Genomic DNA, 17,312 nt, shown 5'->3' with positions numbered 1-17,312 from the left:
GCCGCGACCATGACCAAACGCATCGCTTTTCAGGGTGAACCAGGCGCATATTCCCACCAAGCCTGCCACGAGGCGCGCCCCGATTACGAGGCAATGCCCTGCCCTACGTTTGAAGAAGCGATTGAGGCTGTGCGGTCCGGCCGGGCTGATCTGGGCATGATCGCGGTGGAAAATTCCACCTATGGCCGCGTGGCCGATGTCCACCATCTGTTGCCCGAAAGCGGGCTGCATATTGTCGACGAAGCCTTTGTGCGTGTGCACATCAACCTTTTGGGGGTCAAAGGCGCCCGGCTGGACGAGATTGAGCGCGTGCGTTCGATGTCGATCCTGCTGGGTCAGGCCCGCGGCTTTGTGCGCGAACACACGCTCAAGACGCTCAACTGGTCCGACAATGCCGCCGCCGCGCGCGAGGTTGCCACCCTGGGCGACAAGCGCGAAGCGGCCTTTTCCAGCGAACTGGCGGCGGAAATTTACGGGCTGGATATCCTGGCCCGCCACGTCGAAGACCACGAACGCAACACCACGCGCTTTTTGATCATGGCGCGCGACATTGATCTGACGCGGCGCGGCAACGGCAAGATGATCACCAGTTTCATCTTTCGGGTGCGCAATATCCCGGCCGCGCTTTACAAGGCGATGGGCGGGTTCGCGACCAATGGCGTCAACATGACCAAGCTGGAAAGCTACATGGTGGATGGCAACTTTACCGCGACGCAATTCTACGCCGATATCGAAGGCCACCCGGACGATGCGAATGTCCAGCGCGCGCTGGACGAACTGGACTATTTCACTGACAAGCTGGAACTGCTGGGCACCTACCCGGCCAGTGAGTCGCGCCAGTAATCACGCGATGGTGTGGCGGTCGCCAATGATCTTGGCCGCGTTTTTCATGCGCCGCGCAAAACGCCGCTGCAGCCCGGCCTTGCCCAGTTTCAACGATTGGATCAACAGCCGGGCCGACAGTGTTTTGGGGCGCATTTCCACGCCGGCCACAACCCGTGTGCGGTTGCGCGACAACGCGACCAGGTCGATCTGGAATTCGGCCTCGACGCCGCCAATGGTGCCGAACACGACATACCCGTTGGGCTGACCGACATCGGCAATGCGGGCATCGGCCTTGCGCGTCTTGCCGCGGTGTTCGAACGTTGCCTTCCACGCCCGCCCCAGACCACCGGGCCCACCGGCATCCGTGCGTTCAAGAACCACCCCACGACGCAGCACTTGCTTTTCGATCGCATCGAAATCCGCAATCTCGCGATAAACATGTTCGATCGGCGCTTCGATGTCTTCGCGTGTGGATAGCTTCATGTCTGTGTCCTGCCTTGCCCCGCATGTCGGGTTTATCGATCAATCCAGCGTGTCCGCAAGCCAGTTTTCCAACAGAAATTGCGCGATGGCCCCTTTGCGCGGCGGGCGGATCACCGGGTGGCCGCCTGCAAAGACCTGGGCCATTTCCTCGCGCGTGACCCAGACGGCATCTTCGATTTCGGACGGGTCAATCTTTAGCTCGCGGGTCAAGGCATGCCCGTGACACCCGAACATCAGCGATGTCGGAAAAGGCCACGGCTGACTGGCCAGGTAATCGACAGCCCCGACGCGCACACCTGCTTCTTCATAGACTTCGCGCCGCACCGCAGCCTCAATCGGTTCGCCCGGTTCGATGAAACCGGCCAGCAGGGAATACATCCCCCGCGGCCAACCCGGAGACCGCCCCATCAGAACCGAATTGCCATAGGTGACCAACATGATGACAACGGGATCGGTGCGCGGAAAGTGCAGCGCGCCGCACGCGGGGCAGTCGCGTTGCCATCCGGCCATGGCGGGCACGCTTTGCGTCCCGCATTTGGCGCAATACCGGTGGCTGTGGTGCCAGCTCAGGATCGCGCGGGCGGTGGCGGCAAGTTCGGCGTCGCGCGGCGACAGCCGGGTCATGCCCGCGCGCAGATCGACGAATTCCGCATCGCCCGTATCGGGGTGCCGTGTGGGGCCGGCGCCAAACGGGTTGTCGCGATCGTCCGGCAGCTCTTGCGGGTGCCACGCAGACATGTCGGCGGCAAAAATGCCGTGGCCATCTTCGGTCAGGCCCAGAAACACGTCGGCCTGCGCGTGCGACAGAATCGCCGACCCCGGCGACACCCAATTCAGCCGTTCATGCCGGCCATCGGCAAAAAGTGGCTTGCTGCGCCAGACCGGCAAAATTCGGGTCGTATCCGCCGCGCGCAATGCCTCAAGCGCGTCTGAATCGCCACGCAACTGCGCCGCCCGGTCCAAACCGGATCCCCCGAAAGTCACTGATTCTGCATGTTTCATTGTCCGGCCTCCCTTGATTGGCCGCCAGCAGACACCGCCGGCCACCGGATGCCAAGTGTTTCAGCAAAGTGATGCCCCAATACCCGCTCAGGTTGCAACCCACGTTGCAAACCGACCAGTTTGCCTTGCCCGGGGGCCTGCCTGGGCCGCTGCAAGAATTTTGCGCTGTGTCATACCCGTGTCGTAGTACCCTGAGAGCAGTCTGAATTCAGACTTTTCAAAAAGGGGGTCTCATGTCCATTTCCAAATCCAGTCCGATGTCGCGCCGCGGGTTCCTGTCGGGAACTGTTGCAGGTGCATCCGTGATCGCGCTCCATCCCTATTCGGCCCGTGCTGCAGCCGGTCAGGCCCATCTTCGGATCATGGAAACCACTGACCTGCACGTGCACGTCTACCCCTATGACTATTACAGCGACAAACCGGTCGACACGGTCGGTCTGGCCCGCACCGCGTCGCACATCAACACGATCCGCGCCGAGGCGACAAATTCGCTGCTGTTCGACAATGGCGACTTTCTGCAAGGCAACCCGATGGGCGATTACATCGGCTACGAACGGGGCATGAAAGAAGGCGACATGCACCCGGTGATCAAGGCGATGAACACCGTCGGGTTCGATGGCTCGACGCTGGGCAACCACGAATTCAACTATGGGCTGGATTTCCTGATGAAATCGCTTGCGGGGGCCGACTTTCCCGTGGTGTCCGCCAATGTGGCAAAACAGACCAACGGCGCACCGACCAACGACATCACCCTGGTCAAACCCTACGTGATCCTTGAACGCCAGCTGACCGATGGCAGCGGCGCCACCCACCCGATCAAGGTCGCGATCATCGGGTTCGTTCCGCCCCAGATCATGACATGGGACCGCCGCCATCTGGAAGGCAAGGTGACCACCCGCGATATCGTGGAAAGCGCGCAGGCCTGGGTGCCGCAGATCCGCGAGGAAGGCGCAGATATCGTCATCGCGCTCAGCCACTCGGGCATTGGCGCGGCAGAGCACACCCATGGCATGGAAAACGCCAGCGTCCCCCTTGCTGCGGTCGATGGGATCGATGCGCTGATGACCGGGCACAGCCATCTTGTGTTCCCCTCGCCCACCTATGCCGATTTTGCCGCGGTCGATGCCGAAAAGGGTCTGATCCATGGCAAGCCGGCCACCATGGGCGGGTTCTGGGGCAGCCATCTGGGCGTGATCGATCTGATGCTGGAATACGAAAGCGGCGAATGGCGTGTCGTGAACACCAGCGTGGAAACCCGCCCGATCGCCAAGCGCAACGAAGACCGCAGCGTCACCGCGCTGGTCGACAGCGATCAGGCCGTGCTGGACAGCGTCGCCAGCGAGCACGCGGAAACGCTGGCGTATGTGCGCCGCGCCGTTGGCAAGACCTCGGCGCCGCTGCACAGCTTTTTCGCCCTGGTGGCCGATGACCCGTCGGTCCAGATCGTGTCAAACGCGCAGAAGTGGTACATCGGCGAAATGATGAAGGGCACCGAATACGAAGGCCTTCCGATCCTTTCCGCCGCCGCCCCCTTCAAGGCCGGTGGACGTGGCGGGCCCGACTATTTCACCGAAGTGCCCGCTGGCGACGTGGCGATCAAGAACGTCGCCGATCTCTATCTCTATCCGAACACCGTGCGGGCGGTGAAAATCAACGGCGCGCAGCTGCGCGGCTGGCTCGACCGCTCGGCCGGCATGTTCAATATGGTCGAACCCGGCAAGGCCGATCAGGTGCTGCTGAACACGTCCTTTCCGTCTTATAACTTCGACGTGATGGACGGGGTCAACTATGCCATCGACCTGTCCCAGCCCACGCGGTTCGGCCCCAAGGGCGAAGAAATCAACCCGGGCACCACCCGCATCAAGAACCTGACCTACAATGGCCAACCGGTCACCGACGACATGGAATTCATCGTGGCCACCAACAACTACCGCGCGGGCGGCGGCGGCAATTTCCCGGGCACCGGCGACACGGTGATCTTCGAAGGCCCCGATACAAACCGCGACGTGATCGTGCGCTATATCGTCGAACAGGGCACCATCAACCCGTCGGCCGATGCCAACTGGTCCTTTGTACCGCTGGACGGCGCCACCGTTCTGTTCGACACAGGCCCCAGAGCGGTCGATTATCTTGATGACGTCAAAGGGGTCGCGATTGAACCGGCCGGCGATGGCCCGGACGGCTTTGCGAGGTTCCGCATCACGCTTTGATGCCGACGCCAGATGAACGGCCCCTCGACATTCGGGGGGCCGTTTGCTTTGAAGGCGCCATGACATCCGCCATCACATATGACGCCATCATCTTCGATCTGGATGGCACGCTGATCGACAGTGAACGCCCTGCGCTTTTGTCTGCGCAAAGGGCCCTGTCGGACATGGGGTTCGACGTTTCGATGGACTTCCTGACCTCGCTCATCGGGATCTCGGACACGGATGTCGCGCCGCGCCTGAATGCCCACCTGAACGCCGACCTTGACTATGCCGCCTATGAGGCCGCCTTTGCGCGCGCACACACCCACCGGCGCGACACGCGCCTGCGCCCCCATGTCGCCGATATCCTGCCCGCACTGAGCGCGCCGCTGGCCGTGGCCACGTCATCGCGCCGCCTCCGGGCCACGGAAAAACTGACCGACGCGGGCATCGCCCAGTATTTCGCGACCGTCGTCACCGCCGATTGCGTAGCCGCCCACAAACCCGATCCGGCCCCCTTTGTCGAAGCGGCCAACCGCCTGCAGGCCGACCCGGCCCGATGCCTTGCCATCGAAGACAGCCCGCCGGGCGTTGCCGCTGCGCTGGCCGCTGGCATGACGGTCGTGCATGTGCCCGACATGCTGGTGCCTGAGACATCGCCAGCGCATCATTTCACCCAGGACCTGCGGGGCGGGCTGCGCGCTGCGGGCTTGCTGCTCTAGACCCGCTTCGCCCAGGGGTGCACGCCCGACCGGCCGCGCGGTGAAACCACGCGCGCAAAGATCGGGCAGGCTGCGGCCCCGCACGCCCCGATCCGCCCGAAACCGCGACCGTTTTCAGCGCATGACCCTTGCGGCGCGCCCGGTCGCGGCCATGCCTGCGCCCCATGCACCCCGGCGCTTGCGAATCCGCGCACCAATGCTTACATAGCGTGCTGAGAGGTTGGCGCGGGCAGGCGCCTCGCCAACCCGGTCAGGTCCGGAAGGAAGCAGCCGTAACGAGCCCCGCTTGGGTCGTTGTCCAGCCTCTCACCTGCAACCGCATGACGCACGGAGGATGAAAATGACTGTCGTTTCCACCCTTCGGGCAACCGCGGCCTGACGCGGGCCTCTGCGATCCCTGCCTTTGCCCGACATGACGCCCGGTGCCCTGCTTGGGGCCCCGTCAATGTCTGACACGCCCCCGATGACCGCCCCCCCGACGCTTGCCAGCCTGGGCTGGAGCGACCATTTCGCCAGCCAATGTGACCCCGACGATTCGCCGCTGCGCCTGTCCGAAGTGCGCCGCAACCGCGTGGTCGGCATCGGCCCCGGCGGCACCCGGGAACTTGCGCTGCCCGGCGACATCCTGACCACGCAGCTGGCGGTGGGCGATTGGGTTCTGGCCGATCTTGATGTCGGGCGCGTCACCCGCGTGCTGGAGCGCCGCGCCGCGCTGGCCCGGAAATCGGTCAGCCATCGCGGCCAGTCGCAACTGATTGCGGCCAATGTCGACACGCTGGTCATCGTCACCTCGTGCAACGCCGATTTCAACGTCGCGCGGTTGGAACGCTATGTGGCCCTGGCCCTGGAAGCCGACGCGCAGCCGGTGATCGTAATCACCAAGGCCGACAAGGCCGAAGCCCGCGCCCCCGACGATTATCGCGCCGAAGCCGAAGCGATCAGCCCGCGCATTGTCGCACTGGTGCTGAACGCCAAAGACCCCGCCCAGGTCCAGGCGCTGGAACGCTGGTGCGGGCCGGGCCAGACCGTGGCCATGGTCGGATCGTCCGGTGTCGGAAAATCCACGTTGGGCGTTGCGCTGACCGGCCAGAAACTGGCCACCGCCGACATCCGTGAAGACGACGCCAAGGGCCGCCACACCACCACCGCGCGCGCGCTTTTGCCAATGAAAGCGGGCGGCTGGCTGATCGACATGCCGGGGATGCGCGAACTGGGCTTGCACGATGTGGCCGACGGTATCGACACCCTGTTCGAAGAACTGACCGACCTGGCGCGCGACTGCAAATTTCGCAATTGCGAACATCAGGGCGAACCGGGCTGCGCCATCCGCGCCGCCATCGAGGCGGGCGATATCAGCCCGGACCGCTTCGAGCGCTGGCAAAAGCTGAAAAGCGAAGACGCCCACAATACCGAAACCATCTCCGAGCAGCGCGCGCGCGGCAAGGCCTTTGCCCGGCAGGTCAAGATGGCCAAGCGCGCCAAAGGCAAGGGCCGCAAGGGCTGATTGCTGGACGCCCCGCGCCCCACCGCCTAACCTGCGACAGACGATTCAAGGGACCGCCATGACCGACACCCACGCCTACCGCGTTCTGGCCCGCAAATACCGGCCAGAAACCTTTGCCGACCTGATCGGACAAGACGCCATGGTGCGCACCCTGAAAAATGCGTTCGAGGCGGATCGAATCGCGCAGGCCTTCATCATGACGGGCATCCGCGGCACCGGAAAAACCACGACCGCGCGCATCATCGCCAAGGGGATGAACTGCGTCGGCCTTGACGGCACGGGCGGCCCCACCACCGAACCCTGCGGGCAATGCGAACACTGCGTGGCCATTTCCGAAGGCCGCCATGTCGACGTGATGGAAATGGACGCCGCCAGCCGGACCGGTGTCGGCGACATCCGCGAAATCATCGACAGCGTGCACTACCGCGCCGCGTCGGCCCGCTACAAGATCTACATCATCGACGAGGTGCACATGCTGTCCACCTCGGCCTTCAACGCGCTGCTGAAAACGCTGGAAGAGCCGCCCGAGCATGTGAAATTCATCTTTGCCACCACCGAAATCCGTAAGGTGCCCGTGACGGTGTTGTCGCGTTGCCAGCGGTTCGATCTGCGCCGGATCGAACCCGAGGTGATGATCGCCCACCTGCAATCGGTGGCCCAAAAGGAAGGCGCTGACGTGGCCCAGGATGCGCTGGCGCTGATCACGCGCGCGTCAGAAGGGTCGGTCCGCGATGCGATGAGCCTGCTGGACCAGGCCATCAGCCACGGGGCGGGCGAAACCACGGCCGAGCAGGTGCGCGCCATGCTCGGGCTGGCGGACCGGGGCCGGGTGCTGGATCTGATCGACCTGATCATGGCGGGCGACGCGGCCGGCGCGCTGAACGAGCTGTCCCAGCAGTATGCAGACGGCGCCGACCCGCTGGCCGTTCTGCGCGATCTGGCCGAAATCACCCACTGGGTCAGCGTCATCAAGATCACGCCCGAAGCCGCCGACGATCCCACCGTCGGCCCCGATGAACGCGAGCGGGGCAAGGGCATGGCGGAAAAACTGCCGATGCGCGTGCTGACGCGGATGTGGCAGATGCTGCTCAAATCACTGGACGAAGTCGCCAGCGCGCCCAACGCCATGATGGCCGCTGAAATGGCCGTGATCCGCATGACCCATGTGGCCGATCTGCCCGCGCCCGAAGATCTGGTGCGCCGGCTCAAGGATACGCCGCCGCCCCCGCCCCCGCCGCGTTCGGGGGGGCCGGGCGCTGGCGCCTCTGGCCCGTCCGGCACGCCGCAAGGGGCGCCGTCTGGCGGGGCGCGCATCAGCCATGCACCCACACCATCGGGCGCGGCCACAGCCCTGGCCCAGGCCCCCGAAACTGCCCTGGCCCGCTATGCCCGCTTTGACGACGTGGTTGAACTGATCCGCCGCCATCGCGATGTGAAACTGCTGGTCGAAGTGGAAACCACCCTGCGCCTTGCGCGCTATTCGCCCGGCCGGATCGAATTCCAGCCCACCGACAGGGCACCGGGCGATCTGGCCGCCCGCTTGGGCGGCGCATTGCAACGCTGGACCGGCGTTCGCTGGGCTGTCACCGTGGTGAACGAAGGCGGCGGCGAAACCATTGCCCAGGTGCGCGACGCCGCGCGCCTGAGCCAAGAGGCCGAGGTTCGCAAACATCCCCTTGTGGCGGCCGTGTTCAGCGCCTTTCCGAAAGCCCGCATTGCCGAAATCCGAACCGAGGCAGACATGGCGCAAGAAGCGCAAATCGAAGCCCTGCCCGAAGTCGAAGACGAATGGGACCCCTTTGAAGACGACTGAGCGATGCGGCGCATCACGCCCGTATCGCCCCCGCAACGCGCCCAAAACCCGCCATCACGGCGCTTGCAACGCCCCTTGTGAACACAGCCCCCCGCACGTATCTGGGGACCAAGCAAAAATGATCGGAGAGACGATATGCTGAAAGGCCTCGGGAACCTTGGCGACATGGCCAAGATGATGAAAGCTGCCAAGGAAATGCAATCCAGGGTCGAGCAATTGCAGCAAGACCTGGAAACCATCATGGTCACCGGCGAAAGCGGGGCCGGTCTGGTCAAGGCGACTTCAACCGCCAAGGGCGTGTTGACCGGTCTGGACATCGACCCTTCGATTTTCAACCCCGACGAAAAGGAAGTGGTCGAAGACCTGATCCTTGCCGCGATCAAGGACGCCCAATCCAAGGCCGCCGAGAAATCGCAATCGGAAATGGAAAAACTGACTGCGGAAATCGGCCTGCCCGCCGATTTCAAGATGCCCTTCTAAAGTGTCCGGCGCCACGCGCGAGATCGAGGCGCTGATCGCGCTGATGGCCAAGCTGCCGGGTCTGGGCCCGCGCTCGGCCCGGCGCGCGGTGCTGCACATGGTCAAGAAGCGCGGCCTGATCATGGGGCCGCTGGCCGACGCGCTGCGCACCGTGGCCGACACCGCCCGCGAATGCGTGATCTGCGGCAATGTCGGCACGTCCGAGGTTTGCGATATCTGCACGTCGGACAAACGCGCCAACGGCCAGATCTGCGTGGTCGAAGACGTCGCCGATCTGTGGGCGATGGAGCGCGGCGGCGCCTTTGGCGGACGCTACCATGTGCTGGGCGGCACGCTGTCGGCGCTGGACGGGATCGGGCCCGACGATCTGCGCATCCCCAAGCTGATCGCGCGGATCGGCGATGAAGGCGTTAACGAAGTCATCCTGGCGCTGAACGCCACGGTCGATGGCCAGACCACCGCGCATTATATCGCTGATGAACTGGCCGGGCGCTGCGCGGTCACGTCGCTGGCCCAAGGTGTGCCCATCGGGGGCGAGCTGGATTACCTTGACGATGGCACCATCAGCGCCGCGCTCAGCGCCCGCAAATCCCTGTGACAAAATCGCAAAGGCCCGGCGCAATGCACCGGGCCTGAATGACGCTGTGAACGCCCTGCGATCCGCGGCTTACAGAACCACTTCGTCCAGCGGCGGGAACCCGTTGAACCCGACCGATGAATAGGTGGATGTATAGGCGCCGCAGTTGTTGATCACGATCCGGTCCCCGGCGCGCAGACCCAGGGGCATCTGCACGGGGCGTTTTTCGTACAGCACGTCGGCGCTGTCGCAGGACGGACCGGCAATGATGCAGGCGCCGCAGTCTTCATGGTCGCGGTCGGTGGTGAACTGATAGCGGATCGCTTCGTCCATGGTTTCGGCCAGGCCGGAAAACTTGCCGATGTCCAGATAGACCCAGCGGTGCAGGTCATCGGGCGACTTGCGCGACACCAACAAGACCTCGGCCACGATCTTGCCTGCCTCGGCAACCATACCGCGCCCCGGCTCGGCCATGATATGGGGCACGTTGTCGAACCGCTCTTCGATCAGCGCCATGACCTCGGTGGCATAGCGCGTGGGGTGCTGGATCGCCTCGCCGTAAAAGGCCGGGAATCCGCCGCCGATGTTCAGCAAGCTCAAATCAAAGCCGGCCGCTTGCGCCTGGCGCCAGATATCGGCGACGCTGTCCAGAACCCCGATCCACATGCGCGCCTGCTTGGTTTGCGATCCGACGTGGAACGACAGGCCCACCGGGTCCAGCCCCAGATCGCGGGCATAGCCCAGCAGGGTCAGCGCATGTGTCGAAGCGCAGCCGAACTTGCGGGTCAGCGGCCAGTCAGCTTCGCAGTTTTCCACGATCAGGCGAATGTAGACCTGCGCGCCGGGGGCATGTTCGGCCAGCTTTTCCAGCTCTTCCTCGGCGTCGGCGGCGAACAGGGTGATCCCGGCGTCATGGGCAAAGCGGATGTCCGAGATACGCTTGACTGTGTTGCCAAAGGAAATGTGCTCAGGCGGGGCGCCAAGGCTCAGGCACAGCTCGATCTCGCCGCGCGAGGCCGCATCGAAATGCGCGCCCTTGTGGGCCAGCGTTTCGATCACGGCGCGGTGCGGGTTCGCCTTTACCGCATAGTGGATCTTGGCCCGGCCAAGCCCACGGGCCAGCGCGTCATATTGCTGGGCGACCAAGGCGGTGTCCAGAACCAGCGTCGGCTTGTCGAAGCTGGTTGATGCGATGAAAGCGTCGAGACGGGCAGTGCGCGACAAATCGCGCGCGCCGACAAAGTCGGTTACGTATGCGTTCATGGTCATCTCCATTTGACCCGGCCATTCCGGTTTCCCGGCGCAGACCGCTCAGTTCGAATGAAGACGTTACCGTCGCTACGTAAACACGGGGCTGGTAGGCCCTGCCCGGCCAGAGGCGCGTGCGTTGGCGTCTTGAGCCGGCATTTAGGGGCGATGCAGGATTCGATCAAGCCGTTTTTTGCACCCGGATCAATTTATTTTTCGTCGCGCTGGCCCGGCACACCGTGCAAGGGCCGCGCGCCGCCGATCAAGTCCGCGTTGGTCTGGTACAGCGCGACGATCCGGTCGATCAGCCGGCGCATCTGGGGGCGGTGGCGATCATCGTTGTGCATGACCAGATGTTGGGTTTCGGTCAGATCGTCAATCAGGGGGCCGGCGCGCACCAGCGCGGGGTCGCGGTCGGCCATCAGGCAGGGCATCACGCCGATCCCCGCCCCTGCGCGCACCAATTCGTGCACGGTTGCCACCGAACTCGCCAGCACGCGCACCGGGTGGCCCTGGCGATGCAACCACATTGCGGCGGGGTGAACCGCATGTTCGCGGTCCAGCCCGACCCAGCCCAGCGTGTCTGCCTGGGCCGCCCCATAGGCGCGATACGGCGCAAAGCGCAATGTGGCCAGCGCGCGACTGGCCAGATTGCCGGCCCCCGGCGGGCGGTTGCGAATGCCCAGGTCGATTTCGCGGTGGGCCAGGTCCAGAACCCGTTCGGTGGTCACAAAGTTGATCCGAAACCGGTCGCGCGGGCGGCACAGCCGGTCCAGATGCGCGGCCAGAAACGTGGCGGTGGCCGTCCCGGCCGACAGGCGCAGCACCGGGGTGTCGGCCTGGCCTGATGCGAAGTCTTCAATCGGGCTGGCCGCCGCGTGCATTGCGCGCACCCGCGCCAGCAGGGCCACCCCATCGGGGGTCAGGCGATAGCCGCTCTGGGCGCGGTGAAACAGGATGCGGCCCATCTGCTGCTCGATCGCCAGCATGCGCCGGCCCATCGTGGGCGCGCTGACTCCGGTGGCCCGCGCCGCCGCGCTCAGGCTGCCCAGATCCGCCACATGGAAGAACAGGCGCAAATCATCCCAGTTCACATCGTTCATTTTTGAAAAACTATTTTCCAAATGCATCGCATATTTCGCTGATCCGACAGCCTAGATTTTCAATCATGATTTATACCGGAGGATATTTCAATGCAGGCCGTTCTTTGGACAACCCCGCCAAAGCCCATGAGCGAGGACGATTTCTACGCCATCGGCGCCCCACCCCGCCCATTTGCCCTGGCGATCAGCGCGCTGCGCCGGGCATGGCCCGCCATCCGGTCCATCCGCACAAAAAAACCCCGCCGGGATCGGCGGGGCTGGTTGGTCAGGCGACGAAAGGGGATCAATCCTTTTCGTCGTCGTCCTCGTTGTCGGGCAGGTTGAAAAAGCTGTCCGCGTCGTATTCTTTTTCCTTGGTCTTTTCGTCGTCGTCGTCGCCAGACAGCGAAAAGGTCTCAAGCCCCGAAATCGCCGTGGGCATCTTGGGTTCGACATCGGCATCCAGGCTCTGCTCGGTGGACAGCAACTTGCGCCGTTCGTCGTCGGTCATCGCGGCGCCTTCGGACTCGCGCTTTTTGGCGGCCTTTTGCACGGCGGCGTCCAGTTCGGTCTGCTTGCACAGGCCCAGGGCGACCGGGTCGATCGGCTCCATCTGGTTGATGTTCCAATGCGTGCGCTCGCGGATCGACTGGATCGTCGGCTTGGTGGTGCCGACCAGCTTGGAAATCTGCGCGTCGGTCAGCTCGGGGTGGAATTTGACCAGCCACAGGATCGAATTGGGGCGGTCCTGGCGCTTGGACAGCGGCGTATAGCGCGGCCCGCGGCGCTTTTCCTCGCCGACGGCGGCAGCGTTGTACTTGAGGGTCAGCTTGTGCGTCGGGCTCTTTTCGGCCGCGTCAATGTCCTCTTGCGTCAGCTGGTTGTTCGCGACCGGATCGAAACCCTTCACGCCCACCGCAACATCGCCGTCGGCGATGCCCTGCACTTCCAACTCATGCAATCCGCAAAAATCGGCAATCTGCTTGAAGCTGATCGTCGTATTGTCCACCAGCCAAACGGCGGTGGCCTTGGCCATGATCGGTTTACCCATAGCGTCACTCCTTAGGCATATCTTCCCCGCCGCCTGAAAAGGCTGCCCGGAGGATCCGAGCGGGTTCACGTTGAAGGGGAACTTGCGCGCTATATAGTGAATGAAAAGCCCGGATGAAAGAGAAAATGCGTTATTTGATCGTTACCCTGCTGTCCCTGCTTGCCGCGCCCGCCTGGTCCAGGGGCGAACAGGCGGGCGATTTCGACTATTATGTGCTGGCCCTGTCGTGGTCGCCCACATGGTGCGCCCTGGAAGGGGACGCACGCGGATCGCCCCAATGTGACCGGCCCTTTGGCTGGGTACTTCACGGGCTGTGGCCGCAATTCGAAAGCGGCTGGCCGTCGTATTGCCGCACCACTGCGCATGATCCGTCGCGCGGCCAAACCGCCGCGATGGCCGATATCATGGGCGCACCGGGGGCCGCGTGGTACCAGTGGAAAAAGCATGGGCGCTGCGCGGGCCTGACGCCCGACGCCTATTTCGATGCAGCGCGCGATGCCTTTGATGCGGTGCAGAAACCGGCCCTTTTGCGCAAACTGGATCGCCCCGTCACCCTGCCGGCATCCGTCGTCGAAGACGCCTTTCTGGCCGCCAACCCCACCCTGTCGCCTGACATGATCACGATCACCTGTAAATCCGCGCGCATTCAAGAAGCGCGTATCTGCCTGACCCGCGATCTGACCCCGCGCACCTGCGCGGCGGATGTCGTGCGCGACTGCACCATGAGCGACGCGCTGCTGGATCCGATCGATTGAATTTGAATTGATCTTGAGTTTGATGCCACGGGATGTCGCGCCCGTTGCCGCGATTGCGCCACGCAATCGGCACAGGGGGCTGAAAAACCATCCGTCATGACCGGAACCAATGCCCGCGCGCCCGACAGCGTCGCGGGTCATGCCCTTCATAAGGAATGACGAATGACACGCACCCAAGTTTTCGCCTGTATGGCAGCGCTGGCGGCCTCGGCCTGTACGCCGATCCCTCCGTCCATCACCGCCGCCGAATTTGCCAGCGAAACCGATGAAATGGTCCGCGCGGCGGACTTGTCCGCGACCGCGCTGATGGACATGCCCACCAGCGGCGTGACCACCTATGCCGGCACGATTGCGGCGCTCGGCGGCAGCGAAAGCCTGATGGGATCGCTGACCATGGACGTGGATTTTGCCACCTCGGATGTTACCGGATCCGTGACCGAACTGAACTATGTCAAGAATGGCACCCCAGACCAGACACTGGGCGGCAGCTTGACCCTGACGGGCGAAGTTTCGGGCACAGACCTGAGCGCGAACGCCAGGGGCACTTTGTCGGGCGTGCAATCGGGCCTGCGCGCCAAGATGAATGCCGACATCGATCTGGCGGGTACGTTCCGCAATGACACCGGCACGGCAGACCTGATCTATGGCACCGTCGATGGTGAGGCGCGCGGCAGGTTCGTGGACCTCGACTTTAACGACGGTGAATTCTACGCAACGGCCCAATAGGCGCGGGCCTGGGGCCGGCCCCGCGCAGGGCCCACCGACAAAACAAAACGGCAAAGCAAAACGGCGCGCGGATATCCGCGCGCCGTTGATCTGTCTATTGGCACAGGGGTCAGACGCGGCGGCGCGCGGCGCCCAAAGCGCCCAGCCCTGCGACCAAAAGCAGGGCCGATGCGGGCAGCGGGACAGCCGACAGGGTGACGCTGACCAGATTTTGCGAATAGGCCGCGCCGCCTGCGGACACACCGGCATCCAGGTAGCTGACGCTATAGCCGCCCACCGCGTTGCCCAGCGCCAGGAACGATGTGGCCATGGTTTCAACCGCGTCGGGTGTCTTGCTGCGCAGCGTAAAACGACCATCGTACAGGTCGAAATTACCGGTGTCATAGACGATTTCCCAGATCGCGGTCTGGAACGCAGCCGACGATGTCGCATCCGTAACAGCGGCGTAGTGCTGGGTGAACAGCTTGTCCAAGTTCCCGGTCACGTCCGGGGCGAACATGTCGGTGTCCACGGTATATTCGGTGGCGTCCGTCCTGAGGCGCGTGGTGATATCCACGCACCAGGCCAACAGCTCTTGTGACCTGTCAACGACGTCAAATTTGAACTGGCCGGCGCTCGCGCCCCCCGACACACTGTCGATACGGAAAAAAACGTTCCGCGCGCCGGGATCCTGGCCCAGATAGTCCAGTGTCACGGTCGATGCCATCGCGGGCGAAGAAACCGCCCCCACGACCAGCGCGGCAGAAATCAAAACACGCATCTTGTTACCCAATCATGCAATTACTTGTTACCGTCCGGGGATCGGCCAGCAAGCCCAACGTTCCCCAGAGCGTGGGCGCATATACGCACGCCCCCGCCGCGTTTCAACGCATCAGCGCTGCGCCTTACGCGACGTTATCCACATGATATCAATCTGAAATCGCCGCGCGACACCGTGCGACACCGTGCGACACTGCGCAACACCGCGCGACACCGGTATCAGACCTTCAACACGATCTTTCCGATATGCTGAGAGCTTTCCATGCGCGCATGCGCCTTGGCTGCATCGGCCAGCGCAAATTCGCTGTCCATCACCGGCCCGATCCGCCCGGCATCCAGCAAGGGCCAGACATTCGCGCGCAATTCGTCGGCAATCGCGGCCTTGGCCTGCACCGACTGCGGGCGCAACGTGCTGCCCGTGATCGTCAGCCGCCGCATCATCACCGGCGCGAAGTTCATTTCCACCCTGGGGCTTTGCAGGAACGCGATTTGAACCAGCCGTCCATCTTCGGCCAATGCCTTGATATTGCGCGGGATATAATCACCCCCCACCATGTCCAGGATCAGGTCGGCGCCGCCTTCTTCGCGCAGGATCGTGACGAAATCCTCGCTCTTGTAATTGATCGCCCGCTCGGCGCCCAGATCCTGGCACCGGGCGCATTTTTCGTCCGACCCTGCCGTGGCAAAGACCCGTGCGCCCAACACTTTGGCCAGCTGGATCGCCGTGGTGCCAATGCCTGACGATCCACCGTGGACAAGGAACCGCTCGCCCGCGACCAGTTCGCCGCGCATGAACACATTCGACCAGACGGTGAAGAATGTTTCGGGCAGGCAGGCGGCCTCGCGCAGGTCCATGCCCTGGGGCACCGGCAAGGCGTGCACGGCGGGCGTGACCACGTATTGCGCATAGCCCCCGCCGGGCAACAGGGCGCAAACCTCGTCACCCTCGGACCAGCCCGTGACCCCCGGCCCGACCGCGGCCACGACGCCCGACGCCTCTAGCCCGGGCAGATCCGAAGCATCCGGGGGCGGCGCATACTGCCCCGCGCGCTGCAAGGCATCGGGGCGATTGACCCCGGCATAGGCCACTTTGATCAGGATTTCCCCATGGCCGGGCGTGGGAACGGGCCGTTCGCCCGGCACCAAGACCTCTGGTCCTCCGGGCTCGGAAATCTCGACAACGCGCATTGTGCTCATGGGGCCCTCCTGTAACGGTTCAGGCCTTTGTCGCCCATGCGCCGGGCCTGTGCAAGGTCAGCCCGGAACATCCGTCCGGTCGACACCCGCCGGGGCCTTGATCCGGCCCAGAATGGCGCTCGGCACGGCCAGCAACGGGGCCAGCCCCTTGTTTTCGCGCACCTTTGCCTTGGTCTTTTCGATCGACATCACATTGGCAACGCGCCGGTCCAAAAAGGCCCAGGTCGCCTCGCCGCCCTCGGACTGATCGCCCAGCCAGAACATGCAGGTCGATCCGAACACCCCGGCCAGCATCGCCCGCTTGGTATACCAGTTGTAATCGCGCGAGGTGTCGCCAAGCGCGTTCCAGATCGCATCTGCCGTCCCCCACACCAGGCGTGATCCTTCGGGCGCCAAATGCGGCAAGGAAAACAGCGCCATGCCCTTGCGCACGATCTCGCGGTCCACCGCTTCGAGCCGCAGGCGCACAAGACCGGCCACCTTCTGTGAATAGCGCAACCCTTCGGGCAGGGCCGCGACGTCGATCGCCTCGTCTCCGCGCAGGTGATAGGCCGCCGCCAGATCCGTCGCGCCGCGCGGGCAGGCAATGCGCGCCATATCGCTGGACACATCGGCATCGGCAATGGCGGCGCGGAACGTCACATCGGTCCAGCCATCGAACGGCACATGGGCCAGTGCAGCGTCCAGCAACTGTTCGCGGACGGGGTCCTTGGTATGACTGGACACGACAGATCCTCCTGTTCACAATTCCATGTGCTCAACCCTAGCTCGGCCGGCCGCCATGTAAAGCCGCGCGCCCCCTGCGACGCCGCCTCATGACCGGGCGAACAACTGGACAAAGCCCATAACCGCTGCTATATGGCGCGCTCCTGCAACTTTTTGCAAATCTAACTTAGGAA

The 17,312-nt window shown here is 63.8% G+C and carries 17 protein-coding genes and 1 other RNA gene; 10 read left to right on the top strand and 8 right to left on the bottom strand.

The annotated features are described in order from the left end of the window. The first annotated feature begins 9 nt into the window (after nt 1–9). Entirely contained in the window at nt 10–843 is an 834-nt protein-coding gene (locus ACP2AV_RS02855) for a prephenate dehydratase (protein ID WP_426371141.1), read from the top strand. On the opposite strand, the gene ACP2AV_RS02850 is transcribed toward ACP2AV_RS02855, so the two are convergent. After that, nucleotides 844–1,308 carry an SRPBCC family protein gene (locus ACP2AV_RS02850; protein ID WP_426371140.1) on the bottom strand — a complete coding sequence of 155 codons (465 nt, stop codon included), beginning with the start codon at nt 1,306–1,308 and terminating at the stop codon, nt 844–846. 39 nt (nt 1,309–1,347) lie between these two features. Further along, nucleotides 1,348–2,310, bottom strand: a complete 963-nt coding sequence (nudC, locus tag ACP2AV_RS02845) for an NAD(+) diphosphatase (protein ID WP_426371139.1) — start codon at nt 2,308–2,310, stop codon at nt 1,348–1,350. 233 nt (nt 2,311–2,543) lie between these two features. Between nudC and ACP2AV_RS02840 the strand changes: the two genes are divergently transcribed. The 7 genes from ACP2AV_RS02840 to recR all read left to right on the top strand — a co-directional run bounded on the left by ACP2AV_RS02840 (nt 2,544) and on the right by recR (nt 9,616). Further along, a complete protein-coding gene (locus ACP2AV_RS02840) occupies nt 2,544–4,520 on the top strand; it encodes a bifunctional 2',3'-cyclic-nucleotide 2'-phosphodiesterase/3'-nucleotidase (protein WP_426371138.1) in 1,977 nt (658 codons plus the stop codon). A gap of 59 nt (nt 4,521–4,579) precedes the next feature. Then, nucleotides 4,580–5,221 (top strand): HAD family hydrolase, encoded by a 642-nt coding sequence (locus ACP2AV_RS02835; protein ID WP_426371137.1) that lies wholly within the window; start codon nt 4,580–4,582, stop codon nt 5,219–5,221. 213 nt (nt 5,222–5,434) lie between these two features. Next, nucleotides 5,435–5,533: signal recognition particle sRNA small type (gene ffs, locus ACP2AV_RS02830), an RNA gene on the top strand. Nucleotides 5,534–5,666: 133 nt separating this feature from the next. Then, on the top strand, nt 5,667–6,725 hold the full coding sequence (rsgA, locus tag ACP2AV_RS02825) for a ribosome small subunit-dependent GTPase A (protein WP_426371136.1): 1,059 nt from the start codon (nt 5,667–5,669) through the stop codon (nt 6,723–6,725). Between the two features lie 58 nt (nt 6,726–6,783). Further along, nucleotides 6,784–8,538 (top strand): DNA polymerase III subunit gamma/tau, encoded by a 1,755-nt coding sequence (locus ACP2AV_RS02820; protein WP_426371135.1) that lies wholly within the window; start codon nt 6,784–6,786, stop codon nt 8,536–8,538. Nucleotides 8,539–8,673: 135 nt separating this feature from the next. Continuing rightward, a complete protein-coding gene (locus ACP2AV_RS02815; RefSeq protein ID WP_426371134.1) occupies nt 8,674–9,018 on the top strand; it encodes a YbaB/EbfC family nucleoid-associated protein in 345 nt (114 codons plus the stop codon). 1 nt (nt 9,019) lies between these two features. Beyond that, nucleotides 9,020–9,616 carry a recombination mediator RecR gene (recR, locus tag ACP2AV_RS02810; RefSeq protein WP_426371133.1) on the top strand — a complete coding sequence of 199 codons (597 nt, stop codon included), beginning with the start codon at nt 9,020–9,022 and terminating at the stop codon, nt 9,614–9,616. Nucleotides 9,617–9,685: 69 nt separating this feature from the next. Here recR and ACP2AV_RS02805 read toward each other — a convergent pair whose 3' ends face one another. From ACP2AV_RS02805 to ACP2AV_RS02795, 3 genes are all read right to left on the bottom strand, one after another. Continuing rightward, nucleotides 9,686–10,858 carry a type III PLP-dependent enzyme gene (locus ACP2AV_RS02805; protein WP_426371132.1) on the bottom strand — a complete coding sequence of 391 codons (1,173 nt, stop codon included), beginning with the start codon at nt 10,856–10,858 and terminating at the stop codon, nt 9,686–9,688. Between the two features lie 194 nt (nt 10,859–11,052). Continuing rightward, a complete protein-coding gene (locus ACP2AV_RS02800) occupies nt 11,053–11,946 on the bottom strand; it encodes a LysR family transcriptional regulator (protein ID WP_426371131.1) in 894 nt (297 codons plus the stop codon). Between the two features lie 283 nt (nt 11,947–12,229). Then, the gene (locus ACP2AV_RS02795) at nt 12,230–12,976 is read right to left on the bottom strand and encodes a DUF1013 domain-containing protein (RefSeq protein WP_426371130.1); all 747 of its coding nucleotides are present in this window, start codon (nt 12,974–12,976) and stop codon (nt 12,230–12,232) included. Between the two features lie 125 nt (nt 12,977–13,101). Between ACP2AV_RS02795 and ACP2AV_RS02790 the strand changes: the two genes are divergently transcribed. Next, nucleotides 13,102–13,731 carry a ribonuclease T2 family protein gene (locus ACP2AV_RS02790; protein ID WP_426371129.1) on the top strand — a complete coding sequence of 210 codons (630 nt, stop codon included), beginning with the start codon at nt 13,102–13,104 and terminating at the stop codon, nt 13,729–13,731. Between the two features lie 162 nt (nt 13,732–13,893). Further along, nucleotides 13,894–14,457, top strand: coding sequence for a hypothetical protein (locus tag ACP2AV_RS02785; RefSeq protein WP_426371128.1), 564 nt, complete (start codon nt 13,894–13,896; stop codon nt 14,455–14,457). Nucleotides 14,458–14,566: 109 nt separating this feature from the next. Here ACP2AV_RS02785 and ACP2AV_RS02780 read toward each other — a convergent pair whose 3' ends face one another. The 3 genes from ACP2AV_RS02780 to ACP2AV_RS02770 all read right to left on the bottom strand — a co-directional run bounded on the left by ACP2AV_RS02780 (nt 14,567) and on the right by ACP2AV_RS02770 (nt 17,139). Further along, a complete protein-coding gene (locus ACP2AV_RS02780) occupies nt 14,567–15,217 on the bottom strand; it encodes a VPLPA-CTERM sorting domain-containing protein (protein ID WP_426371127.1) in 651 nt (216 codons plus the stop codon). A 218-nt stretch (nt 15,218–15,435) separates the two neighbouring features. After that, the gene (locus tag ACP2AV_RS02775) at nt 15,436–16,413 is read right to left on the bottom strand and encodes an NAD(P)H-quinone oxidoreductase (protein ID WP_426371126.1); all 978 of its coding nucleotides are present in this window, start codon (nt 16,411–16,413) and stop codon (nt 15,436–15,438) included. A gap of 57 nt (nt 16,414–16,470) precedes the next feature. After that, a complete protein-coding gene (locus ACP2AV_RS02770; protein WP_426371125.1) occupies nt 16,471–17,139 on the bottom strand; it encodes a COQ9 family protein in 669 nt (222 codons plus the stop codon). Nucleotides 17,140–17,312 lie beyond the last annotated feature (173 nt).

This window comes from Aliiroseovarius sp. PTFE2010, assembly GCF_049943335.1.
Lineage (GTDB): Bacteria > Pseudomonadota > Alphaproteobacteria > Rhodobacterales > Rhodobacteraceae > JBNFVY01.
The sequence above is the reverse complement of the archived record's forward strand: the minus strand, read 5'-3'. Positions and strand labels throughout refer to the sequence as shown.

What these genes read in the sequence shown, in the direction of transcription:
- ACP2AV_RS02835 (WP_426371137.1), top strand. Translation starts at nt 4,580, where the DNA reads ATGACATCCGCCATCACATATGACGCCATCATCTTCGATCTGGATGGC.
- ACP2AV_RS02850 (WP_426371140.1), bottom strand. Translation starts at nt 1,308, where the DNA reads ATGAAGCTATCCACACGCGAAGACATCGAAGCGCCGATCGAACATGTT.
- ACP2AV_RS02805 (WP_426371132.1), bottom strand. Translation starts at nt 10,858, where the DNA reads ATGAACGCATACGTAACCGACTTTGTCGGCGCGCGCGATTTGTCGCGC.
- ACP2AV_RS02785 (WP_426371128.1), top strand. Translation starts at nt 13,894, where the DNA reads ATGACACGCACCCAAGTTTTCGCCTGTATGGCAGCGCTGGCGGCCTCG.
- ACP2AV_RS02795 (WP_426371130.1), bottom strand. Translation starts at nt 12,976, where the DNA reads ATGGGTAAACCGATCATGGCCAAGGCCACCGCCGTTTGGCTGGTGGAC.
- rsgA (WP_426371136.1), top strand. Translation starts at nt 5,667, where the DNA reads ATGTCTGACACGCCCCCGATGACCGCCCCCCCGACGCTTGCCAGCCTG.
- ACP2AV_RS02820 (WP_426371135.1), top strand. Translation starts at nt 6,784, where the DNA reads ATGACCGACACCCACGCCTACCGCGTTCTGGCCCGCAAATACCGGCCA.
- ACP2AV_RS02855 (WP_426371141.1), top strand. Translation starts at nt 10, where the DNA reads ATGACCAAACGCATCGCTTTTCAGGGTGAACCAGGCGCATATTCCCAC.
- nudC (WP_426371139.1), bottom strand. Translation starts at nt 2,310, where the DNA reads ATGAAACATGCAGAATCAGTGACTTTCGGGGGATCCGGTTTGGACCGG.
- ACP2AV_RS02840 (WP_426371138.1), top strand. Translation starts at nt 2,544, where the DNA reads ATGTCCATTTCCAAATCCAGTCCGATGTCGCGCCGCGGGTTCCTGTCG.
- ACP2AV_RS02815 (WP_426371134.1), top strand. Translation starts at nt 8,674, where the DNA reads ATGCTGAAAGGCCTCGGGAACCTTGGCGACATGGCCAAGATGATGAAA.
- ACP2AV_RS02790 (WP_426371129.1), top strand. Translation starts at nt 13,102, where the DNA reads ATGCGTTATTTGATCGTTACCCTGCTGTCCCTGCTTGCCGCGCCCGCC.
- ACP2AV_RS02800 (WP_426371131.1), bottom strand. Translation starts at nt 11,946, where the DNA reads ATGAACGATGTGAACTGGGATGATTTGCGCCTGTTCTTCCATGTGGCG.
- ACP2AV_RS02775 (WP_426371126.1), bottom strand. Translation starts at nt 16,413, where the DNA reads ATGAGCACAATGCGCGTTGTCGAGATTTCCGAGCCCGGAGGACCAGAG.
- ACP2AV_RS02780 (WP_426371127.1), bottom strand. Translation starts at nt 15,217, where the DNA reads ATGCGTGTTTTGATTTCTGCCGCGCTGGTCGTGGGGGCGGTTTCTTCG.